Below are 22,332 nucleotides of genomic sequence, written 5' to 3'. Positions count from 1 at the left end.
CGCATTTCCTGCCGGCAGGACAGCGGGGGGTATTGCCCTTTTTTCGGGATGCCCGGCGCAGGCAATCCGTCAACCCAACACGACCGAAGGAGGAACCCATGGCAAAGCTCAACATCGGCGGGGTGGTCGAGGAGGTCATCACCTCGGAGGATTTCACCCTGGACAAGGCCCGCGAGGTTCTCAAGGACGAGGTGGTGGCCAGCATCGGTTACGGCGTCCAGGGGCAGGGCCAGTCCCTGAACCTGAGAGACAACGGCATCCGCGTGATCATCGGTCAGCGGCAGGGAACGGCCACCTGGGACAAGGCCGTCCAGGACGGATGGAAGCCGGGCGAGACGCTCTTTGACCTCGAGGAGGCGGCGCGACGGGGCACCATCATCCAGTACATGCTCTCCGACGCGGGCCAGAAGGCTCTCTGGCCGAAGCTGAAGCCTCACCTGACGAAAGGCAAGGCCTTGTATTTCTCCCACGGGTTTTCCGTCGTCTACAAGGAGCAGACGGGGGTCATCCCGCCGCCAGACATCGACGTGATCCTGGTCGCCCCGAAGGGCGCAGGGCGCACGGTGCGGCGGAACTACCTGGCCGGAAGCGGCATCAATTCCAGTTTTGCCGTCTTCCAGGACGCAACGGGCAGGGCCCGGGACAGGGCCCTGGCGCTCGGCATTGCCATCGGCTCGGGGTACCTCTTCCCGACGACGTTCGAGCACGAGGTCTGGAGCGACCTGACGGGGGAGCGGGGCGTGCTGATGGGGTGCCTCGCCGGGGTCATGGAGGCCCAGTACAACGTGCTGCGGAAACACGGGCACAGCCCGAGCGAGGCCTTCAACGAGACCGTCGAGGAGCTCACCCAGAGCCTCATGCCGCTGGTGGCCGAAAACGGCATGGACTGGATGTACGCCAACTGCAGCACCACCGCACAGCGCGGCGCGCTGGACTGGAAAAACCGCTTCCGGGACGCCGTGGCCCCCGTGTTCGACGAGCTTTACGACCGGGTCGTTTCCGGCAAGGAAACGGCAATCGTTCTGGAGGCGAACAGCGCCCCGGATTACCGGGAGCGGCTCGAGCGGGAGCTCGGGCAGATGCGCAACTCCGAGATGTGGCAGGCGGGCGCCGTGGTCCGCTCCCTGAGGCCGGAACGGAGAAAAAAATAGAAGCTGGGAAGTTACGAAGATGAGAAGTTGAGAACGAGGGGACAAAGGAGAGCCTTCGGACTCTCCGAACTTCCCAACTTCCGAGCTTCTCAACTTCGCCAGGACAAGGGAGGGACCCAACGATTGACCCTCCCTTTGCCTTGTGGCATAAGGAGAGCATTCCGCAACCGAAAGGGAGGGGAAAACACATGCGAAGCGACCTGATGAAGAAAGGCGTGGAGAGGGCGCCCCACCGCTCCCTCTTCAAGGCCATGGGCTACACGGACGAGGAGATTGCGCGCCCCCTGATCGGGGTCGTCAACTCCTACAACGAGATCATCCCGGGGCACATCCACCTGCGGAGCGTGACCGAGCAGGTCAAGGCGGGCATCCGGATGGCGGGCGGCACCCCCGTGGAGTTTCCCACCATCGGGGTCTGCGACGGCATCGCCATGGGGCACGTGGGGATGAAGTACTCGCTGGCGAGCCGCGAGCTCATCGCCGACTCCGTCGAGGTCATGGCCATGGGACACCCCTTCGACGGCCTCGTGCTCATCCCCAACTGCGACAAGATCATCCCCGGGATGCTCATGGCGGCCCTGCGGCTCAACATCCCCTCCATCTTCATCAGCGGCGGACCCATGCTGGCCGGGAAGCTGCGGGGCAAACCCATCGACCTCATCACCGTCTTCGAGGGGGTGGGCGCCGTGAAGTCGGGCAAGATGACGGCCCGGCAGCTCAAGGAAATCGAGGACTGCGCCTGCCCGGGCTGCGGCTCCTGCTCCGGGATGTACACGGCCAACACGATGAACTGCATGACCGAGGCGCTCGGCCTGGGCCTCCCCGGCCACGGGACGATCCCGGCCGTCGACGCGGCAAGGATGCGACTGGCCAAGGAGGCCGGGATGAAGATTCTGGAGCTGGTCAAGAAGAACATCCGGCCCCGGGACATCGCGACACTGGCCGCTTTCAAGAACGCCATCGCCGTGGACATGGCCCTCGGCGGCTCGACGAACACCGTGCTGCACCTTCCGGCCGTTGCCCATGAAGCGGGTATCCGGCTCGACCTCGAGCTCTTCAACCAGATCGGGTTCAAGACGCCCAACCTCTGCAAATTGAGCCCCGCGGGCGCCCACCACATCGAGGACCTCGACGCGGCGGGAGGCGTGCAGGGCGTCATGAAGGAGATCAGCAAGCTCGGCGTGATCGACGGGAGGGCCCTCACCGTGTCCGGCCCGGTGGCGAAGAACCTCAAGGACGCCAAGGTCTGGGATTACTCCGTGATCCGCCCGATCAAGAACCCCTACAGCCCTGACGGGGGCCTCGCCATCGTCAAGGGGAACCTTGCGCCCGACGGGGGCGTCGTGAAGCGCTCCGCCGTGGCCCCGAACATGCTCGTCAACGAGGGCCGCGCCCGCGTCTTCGACAGCGAGGACGACGCCATCGAGGCCATCTTGGGCGGCAAGATCAAGCCGGGCGACGTGGTCGTCATCCGCTACGAGGGCCCGAAGGGGGGCCCCGGGATGCGCGAGATGCTCGCACCGACCTCCGCCCTGGCGGGGATGGGTCTTGCCGAGTCGGTGGCCCTGCTGACCGACGGGCGCTTCAGCGGCGGCTCCCGCGGCGCGGCGATCTGCCACATCTCGCCCGAGGCGGCCGAGGGCGGCCCCATCGCACTGGTGAAGGAAGGCGACCGCATCGCCATCGACATCCCGAAGCGCAAGATCACCCTCGCGGTGAGCGCCGAGGAGCTCAAGAAGCGCAAAAAGGCATGGAAGCCCCCGAAGCCGAAGATTCAGTCGGGCTATCTGGCCCGGTACGCCTGCCTCGTCACCTCCGGGAGCACGGGCGCCGTTCTGAAAGACAGGGTGTGATTGCAAAAGGGAAGGGGAGCCGACGAGGCTCCCCTTCCCTACTCAGAAGCTGGGAAGCTATGAAGTTGGGAATTTCGGTTCGCCGCAGACCGAGCGCTGCCCACCGGGTTCTCCTAGCTTCTCAACTTCCTGATAGCAACAAAAACACGTTACCTACTGATACGCCCTTAGGGGCACTATCGGTTTTTCATTGAGCCGGTAGTGGAACAGCACCGTCAGGACGTTTTCGATCCCGCGGTCGCTCCAGCGGGCCCCGCATCGGCCCTGCGGTTGAGTTCCCTCATCTCCCGCTCCAGGGGAGCGGTGGTCGTGAAGGCAAAGCCCTTGTCGGCCTGCCAGCTGAAGGCGTGCGGCTGAGCGTTTTGGAGGTGCTCGGCCGACTGACGGAAGCCGTCGCGCTGCAGCTCTTTGATAAAGGCATCCAAGCCCTCGGGGGCTCGGGGCCCCCGGCGCCACAGCAACCGCTTGAGGCGCTTCTGGTAGTGCCGGCGCTGCTCGACCTGCATGCCGTCGAGCCAGAGGTAGTGATTGAGCTGGTGCACCAGATGCCAGCGGCAGCGCTGGACCGCAGAGGCACAGGCCTCGAGGTTCAGGCCCCCATCATGCACGAGCCGCTCGATGGGCAACCCCAGCAGTCGCCGGCGAAGCCCCTCGGCATCACCCACGTGCACGTGCACCAGCCGCTTGACGATGGTCGGGCGTCCGGCCACCGCGGGACCCGGGATGGCGCTGACGGCCAGATAAACGGCCGAGCCCCGCGGGTTCTTCCCCGCCTTGACCCGGGTGCCGTCGACCAGCACGGTCTTGCCGGCCACCTCGTCGCTCGGGGCGAGCGTCGCGGCCCGGGCGGCGATCTGGCGCCGCAGCCCCTCCGGGGAAGGCGCATCGGCCAGCAGCGCGCGCAGGGCCCAGGAGGCCCGCCCGAAGGGCATCTGGATCCCCAGCCCGATGGCCTTCTCGACCAGCTCGTCGAGGAAGCGCCGCCCGAAGGGAAGCCCCAGCACGGCATTGACCGGCCGAAACGTCCGGCCGCAGGCCTTGCAGCGCATCTGCAGGACCGCCAGTGACAGGCGCCCCCGCGACGTCCGCAGCACCCGGCTCCGCCAACCCTTGCGGATCAGCGCCGTGCCGTCGCAGCGCGGACAGCGCAGCCGGCCCCGATGGGCCGACAGCCACTGCAGCTGGATGTCCCGAAGCCGCTGCCCGTAACTCCGGGGAAAGGCCTGATCGTACAGGGCGGCCAAATGAACAAACAACCGGTTGACAACGTCCCCGGGGCAGGCAACAATCCATCCGGGAGGGGTAACTCTCCTGGGAGCATCTTGATACCTCCTTTCGAGTTTTGGCGAATTCTCCAAAGGCGTATCAGATGCTCTCTGCTTTTTCAAAGAACAGGTAACGCGTATTTTACGCTATCAACTTCCTAACTTCGCAACTTCATTATCTCCATGGTTTCCGCCGCCCTTCGCGCCATCGCCCTTTCCGTCACGGGGGTACTCGCCTTGATGTTCTTCCTGCAGTCGCGGCTCGTCTACTTCCCGGACGGGCAGATCGTCGCCACGCCGGGCGACCGGGGAATGGCCTACGAGGAGGTTTCCTTCGAGGCCGCCGACGGCGTGCAGCTGGCGGCCTGGTACGTGCCGTCGGAGGCGGGCCGCGGGGTCGTCCTCTTCAGCCACGGAAACGGCGGCAACATTTCCTACAACCTCCCCTTCGTCGAGAACCTGCATCGGGTGGGGCTCTCCACCTTCATCTACGATTACCGGGGCTACGGCCGCAGCGAGGGAAAACCCTCCGAGGAGGGCACCTACAGCGACGCGGCGGGGGCATGGCGGTACCTGACGGAGAGGCGCAAGGTCCCCGCCGGAGAGATCCTCCTCTACGGGCAGTCCCTCGGCGGCCCCATTGCGGCGAAGCTCGCCCGGGAGAAAACCCCCGCGGCACTCATACTCGATTCCACCTTCACGAGCTTCGTCGACATCGCGGGCCACCACTACCCGTTTTTGCCCGTGCGGTGGCTCGCCCGTTTCGAATACAACACCCTCGAGCACGTCCGCAACGTCCGCTGCCCCGTGCTCGTCATCCACAGCCCCGACGACGAGATCGCCCCCTTCGCCCAGGGGGTCTCCCTTTACGAGGCGGCGCCTGAGCCGAAAGCCTTCATCAAGCTGCGCGGCGGGCACAACGACGCTCTCTTCCTGTCTGCCGGGGCCTACCGGGAGGGCATCGACGGGTTCCTGAAGAAAATCGGCCGCTAGGCAGCCATGATGGGCGGCATCTTTCGTGCATGGCCCCTTTGGCATGTCCATCACTCCGCAGCGAATCATCAGGGCCGCCGGGAACAGGGCCGAGCTCGCCTTTCGCTTTTTCCTGTGCCGGTTTTTCAGGATCGACAGGTGGCACCAATGCCCTCTTGCGGCGAAGGACTATGCCGTCGCCGTCATTCAATATCTCAACGCTCAACCGGCGGCACGGAGAAAAAGAGTCGTCGATATCGGCTGCGGACTCGGGGACATTCTCCTGAACCTGGACTACGAGGAGCGCCTCGGCCTCGACAGGGACGAGGCCGTCCTGCGCGGCGCGGAAGTCTTCCGCAGGACACATGCCAAAGGGAAGGCCCGATTCGCCCGAAGCGAGTTCCCCCGGGATGCGCTGCACGGCACATTCGACGCCGTCATCATGGTCGGATGGACACACGCCATTGCTCCGGAGATCCTGCAGGGCGGAATCCGAAGCCTCGTGGCCGACAATCTGCGGACCGGCGGGGTTCTGATTACCGATACGGTGAGCGGGGAAGGCTACCCTCACAGGCATTCGCCCGCCACACTCTTCGAGGGCCTTGAAGGCCGCGTCGAAAGCCTCGGAACTTTCGTCAATACCCGCCGGGTCTTCTCGTTCACCAAGTCCCCTGCGGGCGCAGGGTGTGGAAGAAGATGAAAATCGGTGACCGGAGATCAGTGACCGGGGAGAGATGAAAAGCAAGAAGATTTGTCCCGGTTGAATCTCTCAGGCGGTATGCCGCCGACTGTCGGCTGCTGACGAGCGAGGCGCCTCAGCGGGTGGGTCCCCACATCTCCCGGCGCTCCCAGTAGGACTTTCTCTCCCAGATGTTCCGCAGGCCGATCTCGCGCTGAACGTCCCGCATCCGCTGCTGCAGATCGGCAGTGTAGACGTCCGCAGGAACGCCTTCCGGGGCGGCCCCGCCGGCATGGACGCGGGCCAGTTCACTCTCCACCCGGTCCAGATGACGGATCAGCTCGGGTTTGGACATGAGCCTGTGGTCCGCAGCGAGGACCCCCTCCGCGTAGACACGCGGATGTGGCGCGCACCCCGCCGTCGCAAGGGCCAGGACCGCGATGCACAACAAAACGGCGGCTCGCCTGTCAGTCACGGGTTTCCTCTTCTTTTTTTTCTGCATCGAAGCAGCCTCGGGATACAGCATAAGGCCCTTCCGCACCCGTTTCAAGGGTTGTCCTGAAAAGAAATCAGTTGGCAGCAAACGGGGAAAAAGTGTAGGGTAGCCCCTGTGATAACCGCAGCCGCCGTTTGCGCAACGACGCCCGAGAGGTTCCCGATATGAAAGCGAAGCCGATCCTCGTTGCATGCCTTGCCGCGCTCCTGTCGCTTGTCACCCTGGCCGGCTGGTCCGCGCCGCCGTCATCGGTGGAGCAGGTCCCCCGCCTCACGAAGGAGCAGGTCAGGGGGATGCTCGGGAAGCCCGGCGTGGTCGTCATGGACGGCCGCTACATCAAGCAGTACGAGCAGAGCGACCGGAAGCTGCCCGGCGCCGTTTTCTTCCAGCCCGAGACGCTCGACGAGTTCGTCAAGAACCACCCGCAAAAGGACAAGACCTACATCATCTACTGAGCCTGACCCAGGGAATACACGGCTGCCCGGGCGGCGGTCGAGCTCTACAAGCGGGGATACACGAAGGTCTACGCCCTGGCGGGCGGCTGGAACGAGTGGGTCAAGGCGGGCTTGCCCACGGAGAACAAGTCGGTCCAGTCGGCGAAGCTCTGTGCGGACTGCCACGCGGCGGTCACGCCGGGCATCGTCTCGGACTGGAAGCTCAGCAAGCACAGCCAGAAGGGTGTCGACTGCGCGGTCTGTCACGGTGACAAGCATTTCTCGCCCGAGACGGTCGCGCTGGCCGAGATTCCGACGCCCGAGCGTTGCGCCTACTGCCACGGCACCCAGGTCAAGCAGTTCAAGGACGGCAAGCACGCCAAGGCCTGGGACGCCATGAAGGCCATGCCCACCTTCCACATGCAGCCCATGGCGATGATCGACGGCATGAAGGGCTGCGGGGGATGCCACAAGATCGGGATCAAGACGGAAGCCGAGATCAAGGAGCTGAGAAAGCAGGGCGGCCAGTTCGGTGTGGCCTCCTGCGATTCCTGCCACACCCGGCATATCTTCTCGAAGACGGAGGCCCTGCAGCCACAGGCCTGCCGCACCTGCCACATGGGCATCGACCACCCCCAGTGGGAGATGTACTCCTCGTCGAAGCACGGGGTGCGCAATGAGCTGAAGCAGCTCGGCGCCCTTCCCGGGAGCGCCGCGGCGCCCACCTGCCAGAGCTGCCACATGACGAACGGCAACCACGCCGTGCGGACGGCCTGGGGGTTCGTGGCCGTGAGGCTCCCCATGCCGGATGATCCCCAGTGGGCCGCCGACCGGACGAAGATCCTCAAAGGGCTCGGGGCCCTGGACCCGGCGGGCAAGCCGACGGCCCGTTTCGGCGCGCTCAGGGACCTCGACGTGTTCCGCACGACCCAGGAGGCCTGGCAGAAGGAGCGGGACCGGATGTTCGCCAACTGCCGTCAGTGCCATTCGCCCAACTTCGCCCGCGGCGAGCTCGAAAAGGGCGACATGATGATCCGCGAGGCGGACCGGCTGCTCGCCGAGGCGATCGAGATCGTGGCGGGCCTTTACCGGGACCGCATCATTCCAAAACCCGGGCATTACGCCTACCCATACCCGGACCTGCTGGCGTTCCACGACGCGCCGACGTCGATCGAGCAGAAGCTCTACCTCATGTTCCTCGAGCATCGGATGCGGACCTTCCAGGGCACGTTCCACGCCAACCCCGACTACGCCCTCTGGTACGGCTGGAGCAAGATGGTCTCGGACCTCACGGAGATCCGGAAGATGGCCGCCGACCTGAGGAAGGAAAAGAAAGGCAAGAGAAGATAGGGCGATAGGCCCTTTCGGCAGGCGCCCCCGCGACCGGGGGCGCCTTTCTTTTTTCCCCGCCCTTTACAATCGGCCGGGGCGCCACCAAATTACGGGACATGAGGGTCCATACCGTGGTCAAGAGAAAATGGATTTTCGCCGGGCTCGTCTTGATCCTGGCCCTGGGCTGCCGGAGCCCGGAAACCAGCGCCATCGAGGGGAAATCACCCATGACGAAAGAAAGCGCACACACGAAGGTCGCCACCTTTGCGGGCGGCTGCTTCTGGTGCACCGAATCGGACTTCGAAAAGGTGCCCGGTGTCCTGAAGGTGATCTCGGGGTACACGGGCGGCAGGAAGGAAAACCCCACCTACGAGGAGGTGTCCTCGGGGCGGACGGGCCATTTCGAGGCCGTCCAGGTGCACTACGACCCGGAGAAGGTCACCTATGAGCAGCTCCTCGAGGTCTTCTGGCGGCACATCGACCCCACGGACGGAGGCGGGCAGTTCGTCGACCGGGGTCCCCAGTACCGCAGCGCCGTCTTCTACCACGACGAGGAGCAGAAACGGCTCGCCGAGAAATCGCGCGATGCGCTGGCCCGCTCCGGGAAGTTCGCCAGGCCCATCGCGACGGAGATCCTTCCCCTGACGACATTCTACGAGGCCGAGGACTACCACCAGGACTACTACAAGAAGAGCCCCCTGCGCTACCAGTTCTACCGATCCAACTCGGGTCGGGACCAGTTCCTGAAGAAGACCTGGGGCGACGAGAAGCCGAAGTCCGCGGGACCCGCCGGGAAGTCCTGGTCGAAGCCTGACGACGCGACCCTGCGGCAGAGACTCACGCCATTGCAATACCAGGTGACGCAGAAAGACGGGACGGAGCCGCCCTTCCGGAACGAGTATCACGACAACAAGCGGGAGGGGATCTACGTGGACATCGTCTCCGGCGAGCCCCTGTTCAGCTCGCTGGACAAGTACGATTCCGGCACCGGCTGGCCGAGCTTCACCAGGCCGCTGGAGCCCGGCAACATCGTCGAGCGGACGGACCGGAGCCTCTTCATGGTCCGCACCGAGGTCCGCAGCCGGCACGCCGACTCGCACCTCGGGCACGTCTTTCCCGACGGGCCCGCGCCGACGGGCCTGCGCTACTGCATGAACTCTGCGGCCCTGCGCTTCATCCCGAAGGAGGACCTGGAAAAGGAGGGCTACGGGGAATACCGCAAGCTCTTCGAGAAAAAATAACATTGAAGGCAAGGGCCCGAATCGGGTATCCATCGGGAACCGCTATTCTGTGACGAGGAGGGGAACGCGATGGATCCGATCAAGGTCATGCCCTGCCTGGACATGAAAAACGGCCGCGTCGTCAAGGGGGTCCACTTCGTGGACATCCGGGACGCGGGCGACCCCGTGGAGAACGCCGCCTTCTATGAAAAGGAAGGGGCCGACGAGCTGGCGATGCTGGACATCGCGGCCACGGTCGAAAACCGCAAGACCCGCCTGGAGTGGGTCCGGCAGGTCTCGGCCGTCATCTCGATCCCGCTGACCGTCGGGGGCGGGATCAACAGCCTCGAGGACATCGAGCTCGTCCTCGGGGCGGGTGCCGCCAAGGTCTCCATGAACAGCGCCGCCGTGAAGAGGCCGGCGCTCGTCCGGGAGGCGGCCGACAGGTACGGCACCGGGAGGATCACCGTCGCCATCGACGCGCGGCGCAACAAAGCCATGCCCTCGGGGTTCGAGCTGGTCGTGGCGGGCGGCACCACCCCCGTCGGAAAGGACGCCATCGCCTGGGCGAGACAGTGCCAGGACCTCGGGGCGGGTGTGATCCTGCCGACGAGCATGGACGGGGACGGGACCCTGGCAGGCTATGATCTTGAGTTCACGAGGGCCGTCGCCGACGCGGTCAGCGTGCCCGTCGTGGCCTCGGGCGGGGCCGGAAAGCTCGAGCACTTCTACGAGGCCGTCGTCAAGGGCGGCGCGAGCGTCGTCCTTGCCGCCTCGGTCTTCCACTTCCGGACCTTTAGCATCCGCCAGGTGAAGGAGTACCTGCGGGACAGGGGGCTCCGTGTGAACCTGTAACGGAAGCGTTCCCGTTTGATCGCCGATGCTCTTCCGGGGGGTTGCTGGAATGTTACGCAACATCGGGTGACGGCCTCGTGGAAAACGAAGCAACAATCCGCCTGGGCTTCTTCCTGGGGGCCCTTCTGGTCCTCGCCGTGCTGGAGCGGATCGCGCCGAGGAGGGCCCTGACGGTCTCCAAGGCCGCCCGGTGGGTTGCCAATCTCGGGATCGTGACGCTGGGCGCCCTCATCGTCCGTTTCCTCTTCCCCGTTCTCCCCGTGGGCTTTGCCCTGCTGTGCAGCCGGGAAGGATGGGGGCTTCTGAATGCCTACCCCGTCCCTTACGGGGCCGCGGTCCTCATCGGGGTGGTCCTCTTCGATCTCTTCATCTACGTCCAGCATGTGCTGTTCCATCACCTGCCGGCGCTGTGGCGTCTGCACATGATCCACCACGCCGATCTCGACTTCGACCTCACCACGGGGATCCGCTTTCACCCCCTCGAGATCGTCCTCTCCATGGGGATCAAGCTCGGTCTCGTCTACCTCTTCGGGCCGCCTGCCCTTTCGGTCATCCTCTTCGAGATCATCCTGAACGCAACGGCCATGTTCAGCCACAGCAACCTGAGGCTCCCGCTCGGGCTCGACGGCGTGCTGAGGCTTCTCGTCGTGACACCGGACATGCACCGGGTCCACCACTCCGTCGTCATCCGGGAGCGCAACAGCAACTTCGGCTTCAATCTCTCCATCTGGGACCGGCTCTTCGGCACCTACCGCCCCCAACCCGAGCGGGGACACGAAGGGATGACGATCGGGCTGGCCAACTTCCGCGACCCGTCGCGGCTCGGCCTTGTGCAGCTGCTGGCCCTGCCCTTCACGCAGAGGCACCCCTGAAGAAGGGAAACCGGAATGTCGGAATAATGGAATATTGCAAAATGATCCATTACGCCCATCCTTCCAATACTCCATGATTCCAGGTTTTCTGGCCTGCGTGTCCCCCTCAAAAAACAGCTTGCCCATCGGTCCGATAAGCGGTATGGAATACCGCTTTCGGAGGTTGGGAGGGATGAAAACGGCGGATGCGGGAAGCGACCGGTTGGCCATGGCCGTCCTGACGGCCATGGTCTTCTGCGGGGCGATTCTGCTCTTCGGGCTGGAGCCGCTCACGGGGCGGCTGCTGACCCCCTATTTCGGCGGGGCGGCCCACGTGTGGCTCACCTGCCTGATGTTCTTCCAGGCCGTCCTGTTCATCGGGTATCTCTACGCCCACCTCTTCGCCAGGAAACTCGGCGTGTGGCACCTGGCCATCCTTGCCCTTCCCCTCGTGAACCTGCCGCTCCGGGTCCACGCCCAGCCCGACCCGCATGCCCCGCTCGGGCATCTTCTCTACGTCCTGTCGGTCTACGTCGCAATCCCCTTCGCGGTGCTCTCCACGACGGCCGTCGTGGCCCAGGCCTGGCTGAGCGAGTCCCGCCTAGGCACGCAAAAGGAGCCCTACCCGCTCTACGCCGCGTCCAACGCGGGCTCCCTGATCGCCCTGCTGGGATACACCTTCGTCGCCGAGCCCCTCATGGGGGTGAGGCTGCAGAGCATCGCCTGGAGCCTGACGTATGTCCTGTACGCCGCGCTCGTCGTCGCATCGTGGTTCCTGCTGCGCCCCAACCTGGGACCGGCGGCGGCATCCGCCCAGGGCGAAGGACGGCAAGACGGGGTGGCCGTCGGCGCCGCAACCTACGGCAAATGGCTGCTGCTGTCCTGCCTGCCCTCGGCATTCCTGCTGGCGGTGACGAACTACATCGCCCTCGAGGTGGGGTCCTTCCCCCTGACCTGGATCCTGCCGCTCGCCCTGTACCTGGGGAGCTTCATCGTGACCTTCCGGACCGGCGGCGGCGTGCCCCGCGCGCTCCGCAACGCCTGGCCCGAAATCCTGCTGGCCGGACTTCTCATGTACCTCCTCGGGCCGGTGCACTGGCTCGCCATCATCGGGCACCTGACGGTTTTCTTCCTCGTCTGCCTCGTGTCCCACGGGACGCTCTACGAGCTGAGGCCCCCGGCATCGCGCCTGACGAATTTCTACCTTGCGGCGGCCCTGGGCGGCTGGGTCGGCGGGGCACTGATCAGCCTCGGGGCGCCCTTCCTGTTCTCGGCGCTCTATGAATACCCGATCATCATCGTGCTGCTGGCCCCCACCTTCTGGTGGTGCCGGGAGAAGCCGCTGACCCGTCCCAGGACCGGTCTCTCCTACGCGGTCGCTGCGGGCCGTGCCGTAACGGTGGCCTTCCTCGTGTTCCTCATCGTCAAGGAAGGCTCGGACGCCCTGCAGGAGCCCGTGCGCTTCCGCCACCGCAACTTCTACGGCACCTACACGATATGGGACGTGGAAGCCCACCCCCACGACGTGCGGCAGCTCCTTCACGGCCGCACCATCCACGGCGCACAGCTCCTGGACCCCGAGGAGCGACTGACCCCCATCATGTACTACTTCATCGGCGGCGGGATCGCGGACGTCTACGAGACGACCCCTCCTGTCCGGAGAATGGCCGTTCTGGGGCTTGGGGCGGGCGCCGCGGCGGCCTACGTCAAGCCGGGCGAAACCATGGTCTTCTACGAGATCGACCCCGACAACGAGGGGATCGCGCGCCACTGGTTCTCGTTCCTGAGTGAGAGCAGGGGGGACGTGCGGGTCGTCGTGGGTGACGGGAGGCTTGCGATGCAGAACAGCGGCCGGCATGAGCCCCCGTACGACATCATCCACATGGACGCCTTCACGGGCGACGGCATCCCGACCCATCTGCTGACGCGGGAAGCGGTCCAGATCTACCTGGAGCGGCTCAAGGCCGACGGGGTGATCCTCTTTCACGTGTCGAACCGCTACTACGAGCTGCGCCCCGTCATCAAGGCGATTGCCGCCCAGCTCGGGCTCGCCGGCGCGATCAACGTGCCGACGCCGAAAACCGAACTCAAGGCGAACCAGAGCGCCACGTGGTGCGTGGTTCTTGCCAGGAAGCCCGAACGGCTGAGGGCCCTGCTCAAGAAAGGCTGGATCCCTTTCGGGCCGGGCGACGGCCTCAGGGAGGCGGTCCCCTGGACGGACGACTACATCAACATCCTCGCGCCGCTCAGGGACAGCACGAAGGAACGCTGGGGGGAGTTCAACCTCAAGGCCTGGCTCGAGTCCATCCGGCCCTGGAGATGACGGAGCGAGCGGCCACGGCAAAAACGGCAAAAAAAAGCCCCCGTGCTTCCGTCCCGGAAGCGGGGGCTTTTCCTTTCTGCACGGGCCCTTTTGCCTGAGGCCGCCGGGTCAGACGCCCGGGAGCCTGGCGCGGTTCCGCTCATACTCCTCCATGACTTTCCTTGTGTACCAGGTCTTCGGTTCGCTGTTGCGCTGCATGTTCTGCCGGGCCCGGGTGAAGCCCACGTTGTAGGCGTAGAGGACGGCGTACTCGTTGTCGTAATGCCGGCTCAGCCACGACAGGTAGTAGACGCCGAAGCGGACGTTCGCGTGGGGGCACTGGAGGACGTCCCGCCTGTACGGGATCCCCACCTCTTCGGAGAACTCCCGGGCCACGACCGGCTTGACCTGCATGATCCCGATGGCCCCCGCGTCGGAAACGACATTGTGGCGGAAGTTGCTCTCGGCGTCGATGACGGCCAGGACCAGTCGGTAATCGACTTCGTAGCGCCGCGCGGCGTCGTACATGGTCCTCGCAATCTCCCGGAGTTCCCCGTCGGGGATGAGGGCGTTCTTTTCCGCCAAGTGCGCCGCGATCAGCTCCACGGCGCGCTCCTCCTCCCAGTTGAACTCAAAACCGAGGCTGCTGTACTGAGCGGCCTCGTCGGAAAAATTCAGGCTCGTCAGCGACACCACGCCGACGATCAACCCCAGCAGGGCCAAGTATTTCATCGCTTTCATGTCTCCTCCCCTTCTTTCTCCTGTCCTGTCCCCACCCGGCTGGTCCTGTCGAGAGGCTTTTTCTCAGGCGTTGTCGTTGGGGGATTTCAGCGGGACAAGGGGACCGGAAGGTCAGGCTGGTTCAAAGACTGCTGTTGAATCGTGCACCCGCTGCAACTTTGTTTTTATGAATGTTACAAGCCGATGACGGGGATTGCAAGAAAAAAGTGGCCGTTTTCTTATAAAGATCAATATTATCAAGAACATACGAGAAAAACGGGGCATTTTTGGCCTCCCGATGCATAAAAAGCTTGATTTTTTCTTTTCTTGAAGGCCGGATTCCGGGGGCGCGGCAGCGACGAAGCCGCAGGCCGTGCCCGCCCCGCCGCGGGTGGGGCCTTTTCCTCCCTTGCCAGCCCCGGCGTTTTCAGTTAACGTGAAATCTCCGCAATGGGGGCCCGGCAGCGGCCCCCGGGACGGGAAAACAATCCCATCATGGAGACACACGATGAAAGACCCGAGATACGCAAAATCGACCCGGCGGGTGGTCGCAACCCTACTGGGAATGATCCTGTTCGCCGTCGTGTTCCCGGGTATTGCCGCCGCCCAGAAGGCGGGCGCCCCGGATCTCAGCACCGCCATCATCCAGATCGCAAGGGAGAACATCCCTGCCGTGGTCCACATCGAAGTGACCCGGACCCAGGAGGTCCGGCGCCCCACGCTGCCCTTCGAAGGGGACCCGTTCTTTCGCTTTTTCCAGGACCCGCAGCAGGCGCCCCGGAGGTACAAGCGGGAGATGAGAGGGCTCGGCACGGGAATGATCACCGATGCCAAGGGGCATATCCTGACCAATAACCACGTCGTCGGCGGCGCCTCGAAGGTCCAGGTGCTTCTCGCCGACGGCACCCGGTACGAGGCCCGCGTCGTGGGGACAGACCCCAAGACCGACCTTGCCGTCTTGAAGATCGATGCCGGCAAGCCCCTTCCTCATGTACGATTCGGCGACTCGGACGCCGTGGAGGTCGGCGAGTGGGTCGTCGCCATCGGCCACCCCCGGGGCCTCGACCAGACGGTGACGACGGGAATCATCAGCGCCAAGCACCGCAGGGGGATCACGGACCCCTCCGGCTACCAGGACTTCCTCCAGACCGATGCGGCCATCAACCCGGGGAACAGCGGCGGGCCCCTGTTGAACCTGCGCGGGGAGGTGGTGGGGGTGAATGCCGCCATTGCCTCCACATCGGGCGGGTTCGAGGGTATCGGCTTTGCAATCCCGAGCAACATGGCCACCTATATCTCCCGTGAACTGATCGCCAAGGGAAAGGTCGAGCGCGGCTGGCTCGGCGTCTCCGTGCAGGACCTGACCCACGACCTCGCCAAGACCATGGGCATCGAGACCACGCGGGGCGCCCTGATCTCGGAGGTGCACAAGGCCAGTCCCGCGGAGAGGGCGGGGCTCAAGCAGGGCGACGTCGTGGTCGCGTTTAACGGCAAGCCAATCCGCGACGCCTCGCAGCTCCGCAACGAGGCGGCCGCATCGCCCATCGGCAAGGAGGTGCGGGTGACGATCCTCCGCGAAGGGAAGAAGCGCGATGTGCCCCTGCGGATCGAATCCATGGAGAGCCGCGCCCAGGCATCCGCCGTCCCGATCCAGGAGCGCCTGGGCGTCACCGTGAGGCCCGTGACGTCCAGGGAGGCCTCGCGCCTGAAGCTCCGACCGGGCCAGGGCGTCATCATCACCCGCGTCGAGGCGGGAAGCCCCGGCGCCAGGGCGGGGCTGGAACCCGGGGACGTGATCCTCGAGGTCAACGAGATGCCGCTCTCGAGCGCCCAGGACCTCTCGGCGGCCCTCGCCCTCGTGAAGCCGGGGGAGCAGATCCTGGTTTCGATCGTGGACGGGCGCACCCGGGACAGGGGATCGCTCCAGATCAGGCTGCGATGAGCCGCAACGGGAAGAACACCCGACGACGGGGGCCGCCGGCGACAATCGGCGGCCCCTGCCTGTTTCCGGGCAGCCGCACACGCCGCCCCCTCAAGAATCCGTGAATTCGAAACCCCTTTTTGCTATACTGCAAATCCGGGCGCGGACGAAGCCGCGCGCCCGACTCTTTCCAAGGGGATGTAACGTGGCAGCTTACCCGGCGGCGCGAAGGCCCGGGATGCGATTTCTGGGCGCGATCCTGGCTCTTGCGGCGGCGTCCGCATCGGCGTGCGCCCCCCCGGCACCCGGCCCCTCGAAGGCCGAGGAAGCCTTCCGGAAAGAGGTCCTGGCGGCCCGTGAGGCCTTGTCGGCTTCCCTGACAGACGCCGCGGCCAACCGCGAACCCCAGGCCGCCGGGCGCATCCTGCAACAGACCTGCTCGCTCGCCCGGGAGAGCGGCCGCCCCTTTGCCTGCGGAATCACCGTCCTGGACCGCCAGGGCATCACCCTTGCCTCCGCTACGCCCGGTGCGCCGTTTCGCCGCCTCGACTATTCGCGATACGACGCGGTCTCAAAGGCCTTGAAGGAACGCAGGATCGTCAAGACGAAGCTCTACCTGCAGGACCGCTCGGCGCTCTACGTGGTGGCGATCCCCCTGGAGCGGCGGGGCGAGGCGGTGGGGCTCCTCGTGCTGACGTTCGATCGGGAGGATCTCTCGAACCGTCACGGTCTGACCGAAGAGGAATTCCAGCGGGTCGACCTGGGCCGTTGAGCCCCGCCTACAACGGGAGCCATGTCTGCAAATCGAACTGCCGGATACAGGATGAGCGTCGAGGGCACCCGGGGTGCGGAGGCAACGGTGCGGCTTGCAGGCCGCCTCGCCCTCGCGGACCTCGAGCCCCTCATGGCGGAGCTCCAGGCCATTCCGGTGCGCCTCGAGCCCCGGAAGATCGCCGTCGACGTCTCCGGCGTGGAGTACCTCGACAGCGCCGGGGCGCTGGCCCTGATCGAGATGGAGAACCTTACCCGGTCCAGGGGGATCCCCTTCGAGCTCCTCGGCGTGTCCGAGAAGGACCACGGCCTTCTGAGCCTCATCGACCGGGAGGCGCTGCAGAGGCCGCCGCTGAGGCCCGAGTCCGAAAGGCCTCTCGTCATAGAGAAGCTGGGTGAGCTGGCCCGTCGCCAGTACCGGGACTTCCTGGAAATCATGTCCTTCGTCGGCGACCTCGTCTCGGCCCTCGCCTACTGCCTGGCGCACCCGCGCAGCGTGCGCTGGGACGAAGTCAAATTCACCATGAAACGGGCCGGCGCCGACGGGCTTCCCATCGTGGCGCTCATCAGCCTCCTGCTGGGCCTCATCATGGCCTTCATGTCTTCGCTGCAGCTCAAGCAGTTCGGGGCCAACCTCTACGTGGCCAACCTCGTCACCATCGCCATGGTCCGCGAACTGGGCCCGATCATGACGGCCATCATCGTCGCGGGGCGGTCGGGCTCGGCCTTCGCCGCCGAGATCGGCACCATGGTCGTCAACGACGAGGTGAACGCGCTGGTGACCATGGGGTTCGACCCGATCCGGTTCCTGGCCGTCCCCAAGGTGCTCGCGGCGATGATCGTCGTGCCCATCCTGACCGTCTACGCCGACTTCTTCGCCATCCTCGGCGGCCTCATCGTGGGCATCACGGGGCTCGATCTCACGGCCTTCACCTACATCCAGCAGACGAAGGCCAGCATCCGGGTCTTCGATTTCACCACGAGCCTCGTCAAGGCGGTCGTCTTCGCGGCGCTGATCGCCGGGATCGGCTGCCAGCGGGGGTTCCAGGTACGGGGAGGGGCCGAGGGGGTGGGGCAGTCGACGACCTCGGCCGTGGTGTCGGCGATCTTCCTGATCATCGTGGCCGACTCGGCCTTCGCCATCATGCTGCACTACATCCGGTACTGACAGGGGTGAAGCAAGGATGGCATCGTCGAACAGCGACCCGGTCATCATCGTCGAGGGGCTCACCGCGCGATACGGCGACGTGACGATCCTCGAGGACGTGAGCTTCGAGGTCTACCGGGGAGAGCGTTTCATGATGCTCGGGGGCAGCGGATGCGGGAAGTCGACGCTCCTGAAGCACATGATCGGGCTCCTCCAGCCCGCCGCGGGCCGGGTCGTCATCAACGGCGTCGACATCACGCGGGCCGACGAAGACACCATGCGCCGGGTCCGCAGACAGATCGGCGTGCTCTTTCAGGCCGACGCCCTGTTCGGGTCCATGTCGATCGCCGAGAACGTGGCCCTGCCGCTCGCGGAGTACACCGACCTGCCGCCTGAACTGATCCGCGAGATCGTCCGGATGAAGCTCGGCCTCGTCGGGCTGGCGGGATACGACAACCACATGCCCTCCGAGCTCTCCGGGGGCATGCGGAAGCGCGCGGGGCTCGCGCGGGCGATGGCGCTGGACCCCATGTTCCTGTTCTACGACGAGCCGTGGGCGGGTCTCGACCCTGTCACCGCCGCCGAGCTCGACATCCTCATCCGGAGCCTCAACGAGGGGATCGGGACGACGATGGTGTTCGTCACGCAGGAACTGGCCTCGATCTTCAGTCTCGGTCAGAGGGTCATCATGCTGCACAAGGACGCCAAGGGCATCATCGCCCGGGGGACGCCGCAGGATCTCCGGGACAACTCCACGGACCCCCGGGTCAACCGTTTCTTCAACCGCCAGGCGTACTAGAGGGAGAACGTTTGCGATGGCCAGACAGGTATCCAACAGGGCCCTCGGCATCTTCGTGACCGCGGGCGTCCTTCTCGGGGTGGCCGCCGTCATCTGGGTGGGCGCCTCGAAGTACTTCGAAGAGGGGTCCCGTTACGTCAGCTACTTCGACGAGTCCGTCCAGGGGCTCCAGCGGGACTCCGCCGTTAAGTACCGGGGCGTCGATGTGGGACGGGTGGAGGACATCCGGGTGGCACCCGACAACCGCCTCATCGAGGTCGTCATGAAGATCCGGCTGCGCGACGAGGTGGAGAAGAACACGGTGGCCTCGCTGAGGGTCGCGGGGATCACGGGCATCGTCTTCGTCGAACTCGACCGCCGCGACCCCGACGAACCCGACCAATCGCCCAGGCTGGACTTTGCCTCCGAGTTCCCGATCATCCCTTCGAGGCCGTCGCAGATCCGCCAGATCGTCTCCAGCATCGACGAGATCGTCGAGAAGATCAAGCAGGTCGATCTCGAAGGGATTTCAAAGAGCATCACCCGCTCGGCGAAGGCCGCGGAGGATCTCCTGTCCGGCCCCCGGACACAGAGGGTGCTGGCGAACCTGGAGTCGATGTCGTCCAACCTCGACCGGGTCGCGGCCCGGGTGGAGAAGGTGACGGCCGAGGGCCGGCTCGAGGGGATCGCCGACGAGACGCGGGCGGCCCTGGCCGAGGCCCGGTTCCTGATCGCAGCGACCCGCGACGAGATCAGGGCCCTGCGGCTTGCCGAGACGGCCGAAAAGGCCAATCGGGCCGTGGATCATTTCACGAGAGCATCGAGGACGACGGCCCGCGATGTCCAGCTCATGAGCGAGAACCTGCGGCGGGCCTCGGAGACCCTGGAGAGGCTCCTCGAGAGGCTGGAATCGAACCCCTCGGATCTCCTTTTCGGAGGCAAGTCTCCGGCGGGCCGGCGGGACTAGAAAAAGAAGGAAATTAAGAAGTTGCGAAGTCAAGAAGCTCGGAATGAGGGAGGAGTGATGAAGCGGCTCCCATACTTGCTGTTGGCATGCATGGTCATCGTGGGCTGCGGGGGCGGGAAGTCGACCTATGTCGTGAAGCAGTATCTTCCCGAGTACCCCCCGCCTGCGGCGGCCGGCCAGCCGAAGATCGACGCCGCAATCCGCGTCGAGCCCTTCTCCACGGCCCGGGCCTTCGCGGGGACGGCCATGGTCTACCGGCCTTCGCCCTACGAACGGGGGACCTACAGCCGGGAGCGATGGCGCGTGACGCCGGGCGACATGGTGACGGATTTTGTGCTGAGGGACCTGCGCGCCTCGGGCGCCTTCAAGGCCGTGCTCGGCTACGATGACTCCGGCGAGGGGCGCTTCGTCCTGGCAGGCGCCGTCACCGAGTTCATGGAAACCGAGGGGGCAGGGGGCCCGGCAGCGCGTCTGGCCGCCGACGTGACGCTGCTGGACACGACCCGGCAGGAGATCACGCAGCGCGTCGTCTTGCAGAAAACCTATGCCGTCGAGGAAGCCATGAAGGAGAAATCGGCGCGGGCGCTGGCCGAGGCCATGAGCGGGGCCATGCAGAAATTCTCCGCGGCCCTCCTGGCGGACTTGCACAGGGCCGTCGTCGAGTCGAAGAACGCCAAGGCGCCCTGAGCGTTCCGGAGGGCTCTCCCTCCCCCGGTCAACGCCGGTATGGATCCGGGGCTGGGGGAAGTGCCTCCGACGGCACGTGAAAAACCCCGGTCCGCAGGGACAGGGGCTTCACAAAGGAGGAGAAAAAGGAGACCGGTGCAGGCCCTCAAGGGCCTGACCCATTCAATCACTTTAATCAGCATAAACCATGCCAAGGGGCGCCGCGAAGGGAAGGGGCCCCGATGCGAAAAACGCCGGACAAGGGGGATGCCATGACGAACAGGGAAAAAGATTATTTCACGGCCCTCTACGAGGTGGCCAAGGTGGTCAACGCCTCCCTGGAGCCCGCGGAGGTCCTCGAGAGGATCGCCTGCTGCGTGACGGAGGCCATGGGCGTGAAGGCCTGCGCCATCCGGCTTCTCGACGCGCGGGGCAGGCGGCTGCTGATGGGGGCGGCCTGCGGTCTGTCGAAGGGATACCTCGTCAAGGGGCCCGTGCTGGTCCGGGAAAGCGGCGTGGACCGCAAGGCGCTGGGCGGAAAGACGATCTGGGTCCGCGACGCCCAGTCGGACAAAGGGTTCCAGTACAACGCCGAGGCCAAAAGGGAAGGGATCCGCTCCGTCCTCGTCGTCCCCCTGCAGGTGGGCAAGAAGGTCATCGGCGTGCTCCGGGTGTACACGAGGGAGGAGCGGAAGTTCGACAGGCAGGAAATCCGGTTTCTCGAGGCCGTGGCCAACCTCAGCGCCATCGCCCTGGACAACGCGCGCCTCTACAGCGCCCTCAAGACAAATTTCGACCTGCTGGTCGAGCACAAGTACCGGATCGATGACAACTGAAAGGCAAACAGAAGGCGAAGGGCTCATGGCAAAGGGTTCCAGGGACGAAGATTTCAGCCAGCCAGGGAGAAGAACATGACACGGATCGGAATCAACGGATTCGGACGGATCGGGCGCCAGGTGCTCAAGGCAATCCTCGAGCGCCACCCGGACACGCTGCAGGTCGTGGCGGTCAACGATCTCTTCGACGTGGAGACCAACGCGCACCTCTTCAAGTACGACACCAACTACGGCCGGTTCACCGGGACCGTGACCGAGGGAAAGGACGAGTTTGTCATCAACGGCAAATCCGTCAAGAGCTTCGCCTTCCGCGACCCCGCCCAGATCCCCTGGGACGACGAGGGGGTCGAGATCGTCGTCGAGAGCACGGGCCTCTTCACGGATGCCGCGAAGGCCCGGGCCCATCTCGAGGCGGGGGCAAAGAAGGTCATCATCTCGGCCCCGGCCAAGGGCGAGGACATCACGGTCGTGATGGGCGTCAACCACGGGGCCTACAACCCGAAGAAGCACCACATCGTCTCCAACGCCTCGTGCACGACAAACTGCCTCGCCCCCCCGGTGAGCGTCGTCCATGCGGCCTTCGGGATCGAGAAGGGGATGATGACGACGGTGCACTCCTACACGAACGACCAGCGGATTCTCGACCTGCCCCACAAGGACCTCCGGCGGGCCCGTGCGGCGGGCTGCAACATCATCCCGACGACGACGGGCGCGGCGCGGGCGCTGGCCCTGATCATCCCCGACCTGGAGGGGCGCTTCGACGGCTACTCCCTGCGCGTCCCCACGCCGACGGTCTCCGTGGCCGATTTCACCGCCGAGTTGAGGAGACCGGCCTCGACACAAGAGCTGCACGAGGTCCTGCGGCTGGCGTCGCGAAAGGCGCTCAAGGACATCATGGCCTGCGAGGATGAGCCCCTGGTCTCCATGGACTACAAGGGCGATGCGCACTCCTCCATCGTGGACATGGAATTCACCCAAGTCTTCCGCGGCAACATGGCCAAGGTGGTGGCCTGGTACGACAACGAGTGGGGCTACTCGTGCCGCGTGGCGGACCTGGCAGACTACATCGCGGGCAGGGGACTATGAAAGAAGGCGCACGGCGAAAGGCACATGGCT

General features: G+C 65.2%; 21 protein-coding genes. 18 read left to right on the top strand and 3 right to left on the bottom strand.

What is annotated here, in order from left to right; genetic code table 11:
- Window positions 1–98 precede the first annotated feature (98 nt).
- Window positions 99–1,151 (top strand): ketol-acid reductoisomerase, encoded by a 1,053-nt coding sequence (gene ilvC / locus HPY67_16090; GenBank protein ID NPV06235.1) that lies wholly within the window; start codon window positions 99–101, stop codon window positions 1,149–1,151.
- A gap of 188 nt (window positions 1,152–1,339) precedes the next feature.
- Complete coding sequence (gene ilvD, locus HPY67_16085) at window positions 1,340–3,004, top strand: dihydroxy-acid dehydratase (GenBank protein NPV06234.1); 1,665 nt, start codon at window positions 1,340–1,342, stop codon at window positions 3,002–3,004.
- 215 nt (window positions 3,005–3,219) lie between these two features.
- Here the strand turns inward: ilvD and HPY67_16080 are convergent, their stop codons facing one another.
- Entirely contained in the window at window positions 3,220–4,248 is a 1,029-nt protein-coding gene (locus tag HPY67_16080; GenBank protein ID NPV06233.1) for a hypothetical protein, read from the bottom strand.
- 204 nt (window positions 4,249–4,452) lie between these two features.
- On the opposite strand from HPY67_16080, the gene HPY67_16075 reads away from it, so the two are divergent.
- Both HPY67_16075 and HPY67_16070 read left to right on the top strand, forming a co-directional pair.
- Window positions 4,453–5,262, top strand: coding sequence for an alpha/beta hydrolase (locus HPY67_16075; protein NPV06232.1), 810 nt, complete (start codon window positions 4,453–4,455; stop codon window positions 5,260–5,262).
- Between the two features lie 43 nt (window positions 5,263–5,305).
- On the top strand, window positions 5,306–5,941 hold the full coding sequence (locus tag HPY67_16070) for a hypothetical protein (protein NPV06231.1): 636 nt from the start codon (window positions 5,306–5,308) through the stop codon (window positions 5,939–5,941).
- 115 nt (window positions 5,942–6,056) lie between these two features.
- Here the strand turns inward: HPY67_16070 and HPY67_16065 are convergent, their stop codons facing one another.
- Window positions 6,057–6,395 (bottom strand): hypothetical protein, encoded by a 339-nt coding sequence (locus HPY67_16065; GenBank protein NPV06230.1) that lies wholly within the window; start codon window positions 6,393–6,395, stop codon window positions 6,057–6,059.
- 185 nt (window positions 6,396–6,580) lie between these two features.
- Between HPY67_16065 and HPY67_16060 the strand changes: the two genes are divergently transcribed.
- The 6 genes from HPY67_16060 (at window position 6,581) to HPY67_16035 (ending at window position 13,431) form a co-directional block, all read left to right on the top strand.
- A complete protein-coding gene (locus HPY67_16060; protein NPV06229.1) occupies window positions 6,581–6,871 on the top strand; it encodes a hypothetical protein in 291 nt (96 codons plus the stop codon).
- Window positions 6,872–6,946: 75 nt separating this feature from the next.
- Window positions 6,947–8,200, top strand: a complete 1,254-nt coding sequence (locus HPY67_16055) for a cytochrome C (GenBank protein NPV06228.1) — start codon at window positions 6,947–6,949, stop codon at window positions 8,198–8,200.
- A gap of 98 nt (window positions 8,201–8,298) precedes the next feature.
- A complete protein-coding gene (gene msrA, locus HPY67_16050; protein NPV06227.1) occupies window positions 8,299–9,423 on the top strand; it encodes a peptide-methionine (S)-S-oxide reductase MsrA in 1,125 nt (374 codons plus the stop codon).
- Between the two features lie 69 nt (window positions 9,424–9,492).
- Window positions 9,493–10,257: an imidazole glycerol phosphate synthase subunit HisF gene (gene hisF / locus HPY67_16045; protein ID NPV06226.1), complete on the top strand. Its 765-nt coding sequence runs from the start codon at window positions 9,493–9,495 to the stop codon at window positions 10,255–10,257.
- A gap of 77 nt (window positions 10,258–10,334) precedes the next feature.
- Window positions 10,335–11,129: a sterol desaturase family protein gene (locus HPY67_16040; GenBank protein NPV06225.1), complete on the top strand. Its 795-nt coding sequence runs from the start codon at window positions 10,335–10,337 to the stop codon at window positions 11,127–11,129.
- A 172-nt stretch (window positions 11,130–11,301) separates the two neighbouring features.
- Window positions 11,302–13,431 (top strand): fused MFS/spermidine synthase, encoded by a 2,130-nt coding sequence (locus tag HPY67_16035; protein NPV06224.1) that lies wholly within the window; start codon window positions 11,302–11,304, stop codon window positions 13,429–13,431.
- 108 nt (window positions 13,432–13,539) lie between these two features.
- Here the strand turns inward: HPY67_16035 and HPY67_16030 are convergent, their stop codons facing one another.
- A complete protein-coding gene (locus HPY67_16030) occupies window positions 13,540–14,151 on the bottom strand; it encodes a transglycosylase SLT domain-containing protein (protein ID NPV06223.1) in 612 nt (203 codons plus the stop codon).
- A gap of 487 nt (window positions 14,152–14,638) precedes the next feature.
- Here HPY67_16030 and HPY67_16025 point away from each other — a divergent pair, with 487 nt between their 5' ends.
- The 8 genes from HPY67_16025 (at window position 14,639) to gap (ending at window position 22,302) form a co-directional block, all read left to right on the top strand.
- Window positions 14,639–16,072, top strand: a complete 1,434-nt coding sequence (locus HPY67_16025; protein NPV06222.1) for a DegQ family serine endoprotease — start codon at window positions 14,639–14,641, stop codon at window positions 16,070–16,072.
- A 184-nt stretch (window positions 16,073–16,256) separates the two neighbouring features.
- Window positions 16,257–16,823, top strand: coding sequence for a hypothetical protein (locus HPY67_16020; GenBank protein ID NPV06221.1), 567 nt, complete (start codon window positions 16,257–16,259; stop codon window positions 16,821–16,823).
- A gap of 51 nt (window positions 16,824–16,874) precedes the next feature.
- The gene (locus HPY67_16015; protein ID NPV06220.1) at window positions 16,875–17,990 is read left to right on the top strand and encodes an MlaE family lipid ABC transporter permease subunit; all 1,116 of its coding nucleotides are present in this window, start codon (window positions 16,875–16,877) and stop codon (window positions 17,988–17,990) included.
- A gap of 16 nt (window positions 17,991–18,006) precedes the next feature.
- Window positions 18,007–18,768, top strand: coding sequence for an ATP-binding cassette domain-containing protein (locus HPY67_16010; GenBank protein ID NPV06219.1), 762 nt, complete (start codon window positions 18,007–18,009; stop codon window positions 18,766–18,768).
- Window positions 18,769–18,784: 16 nt separating this feature from the next.
- Window positions 18,785–19,714, top strand: a complete 930-nt coding sequence (locus HPY67_16005; protein ID NPV06218.1) for an MCE family protein — start codon at window positions 18,785–18,787, stop codon at window positions 19,712–19,714.
- Between the two features lie 57 nt (window positions 19,715–19,771).
- A complete protein-coding gene (locus HPY67_16000; GenBank protein NPV06217.1) occupies window positions 19,772–20,401 on the top strand; it encodes a hypothetical protein in 630 nt (209 codons plus the stop codon).
- 251 nt (window positions 20,402–20,652) lie between these two features.
- Window positions 20,653–21,216 (top strand): GAF domain-containing protein, encoded by a 564-nt coding sequence (locus HPY67_15995; GenBank protein NPV06216.1) that lies wholly within the window; start codon window positions 20,653–20,655, stop codon window positions 21,214–21,216.
- Window positions 21,217–21,291: 75 nt separating this feature from the next.
- Window positions 21,292–22,302 (top strand): type I glyceraldehyde-3-phosphate dehydrogenase, encoded by a 1,011-nt coding sequence (gap, locus tag HPY67_15990; protein NPV06215.1) that lies wholly within the window; start codon window positions 21,292–21,294, stop codon window positions 22,300–22,302.
- The last annotated feature ends 30 nt before the right edge of the window (window positions 22,303–22,332 follow it).

Source organism: Syntrophaceae bacterium (genome assembly GCA_013177795.1).
In the GTDB taxonomy this organism is placed as follows: domain Bacteria; phylum Desulfobacterota; class Syntrophia; order Syntrophales; family UBA2192; genus UBA2192.
Note: the sequence above shows the minus strand (reverse complement) of the source record. Positions and strands in the feature narration are given on the sequence as shown.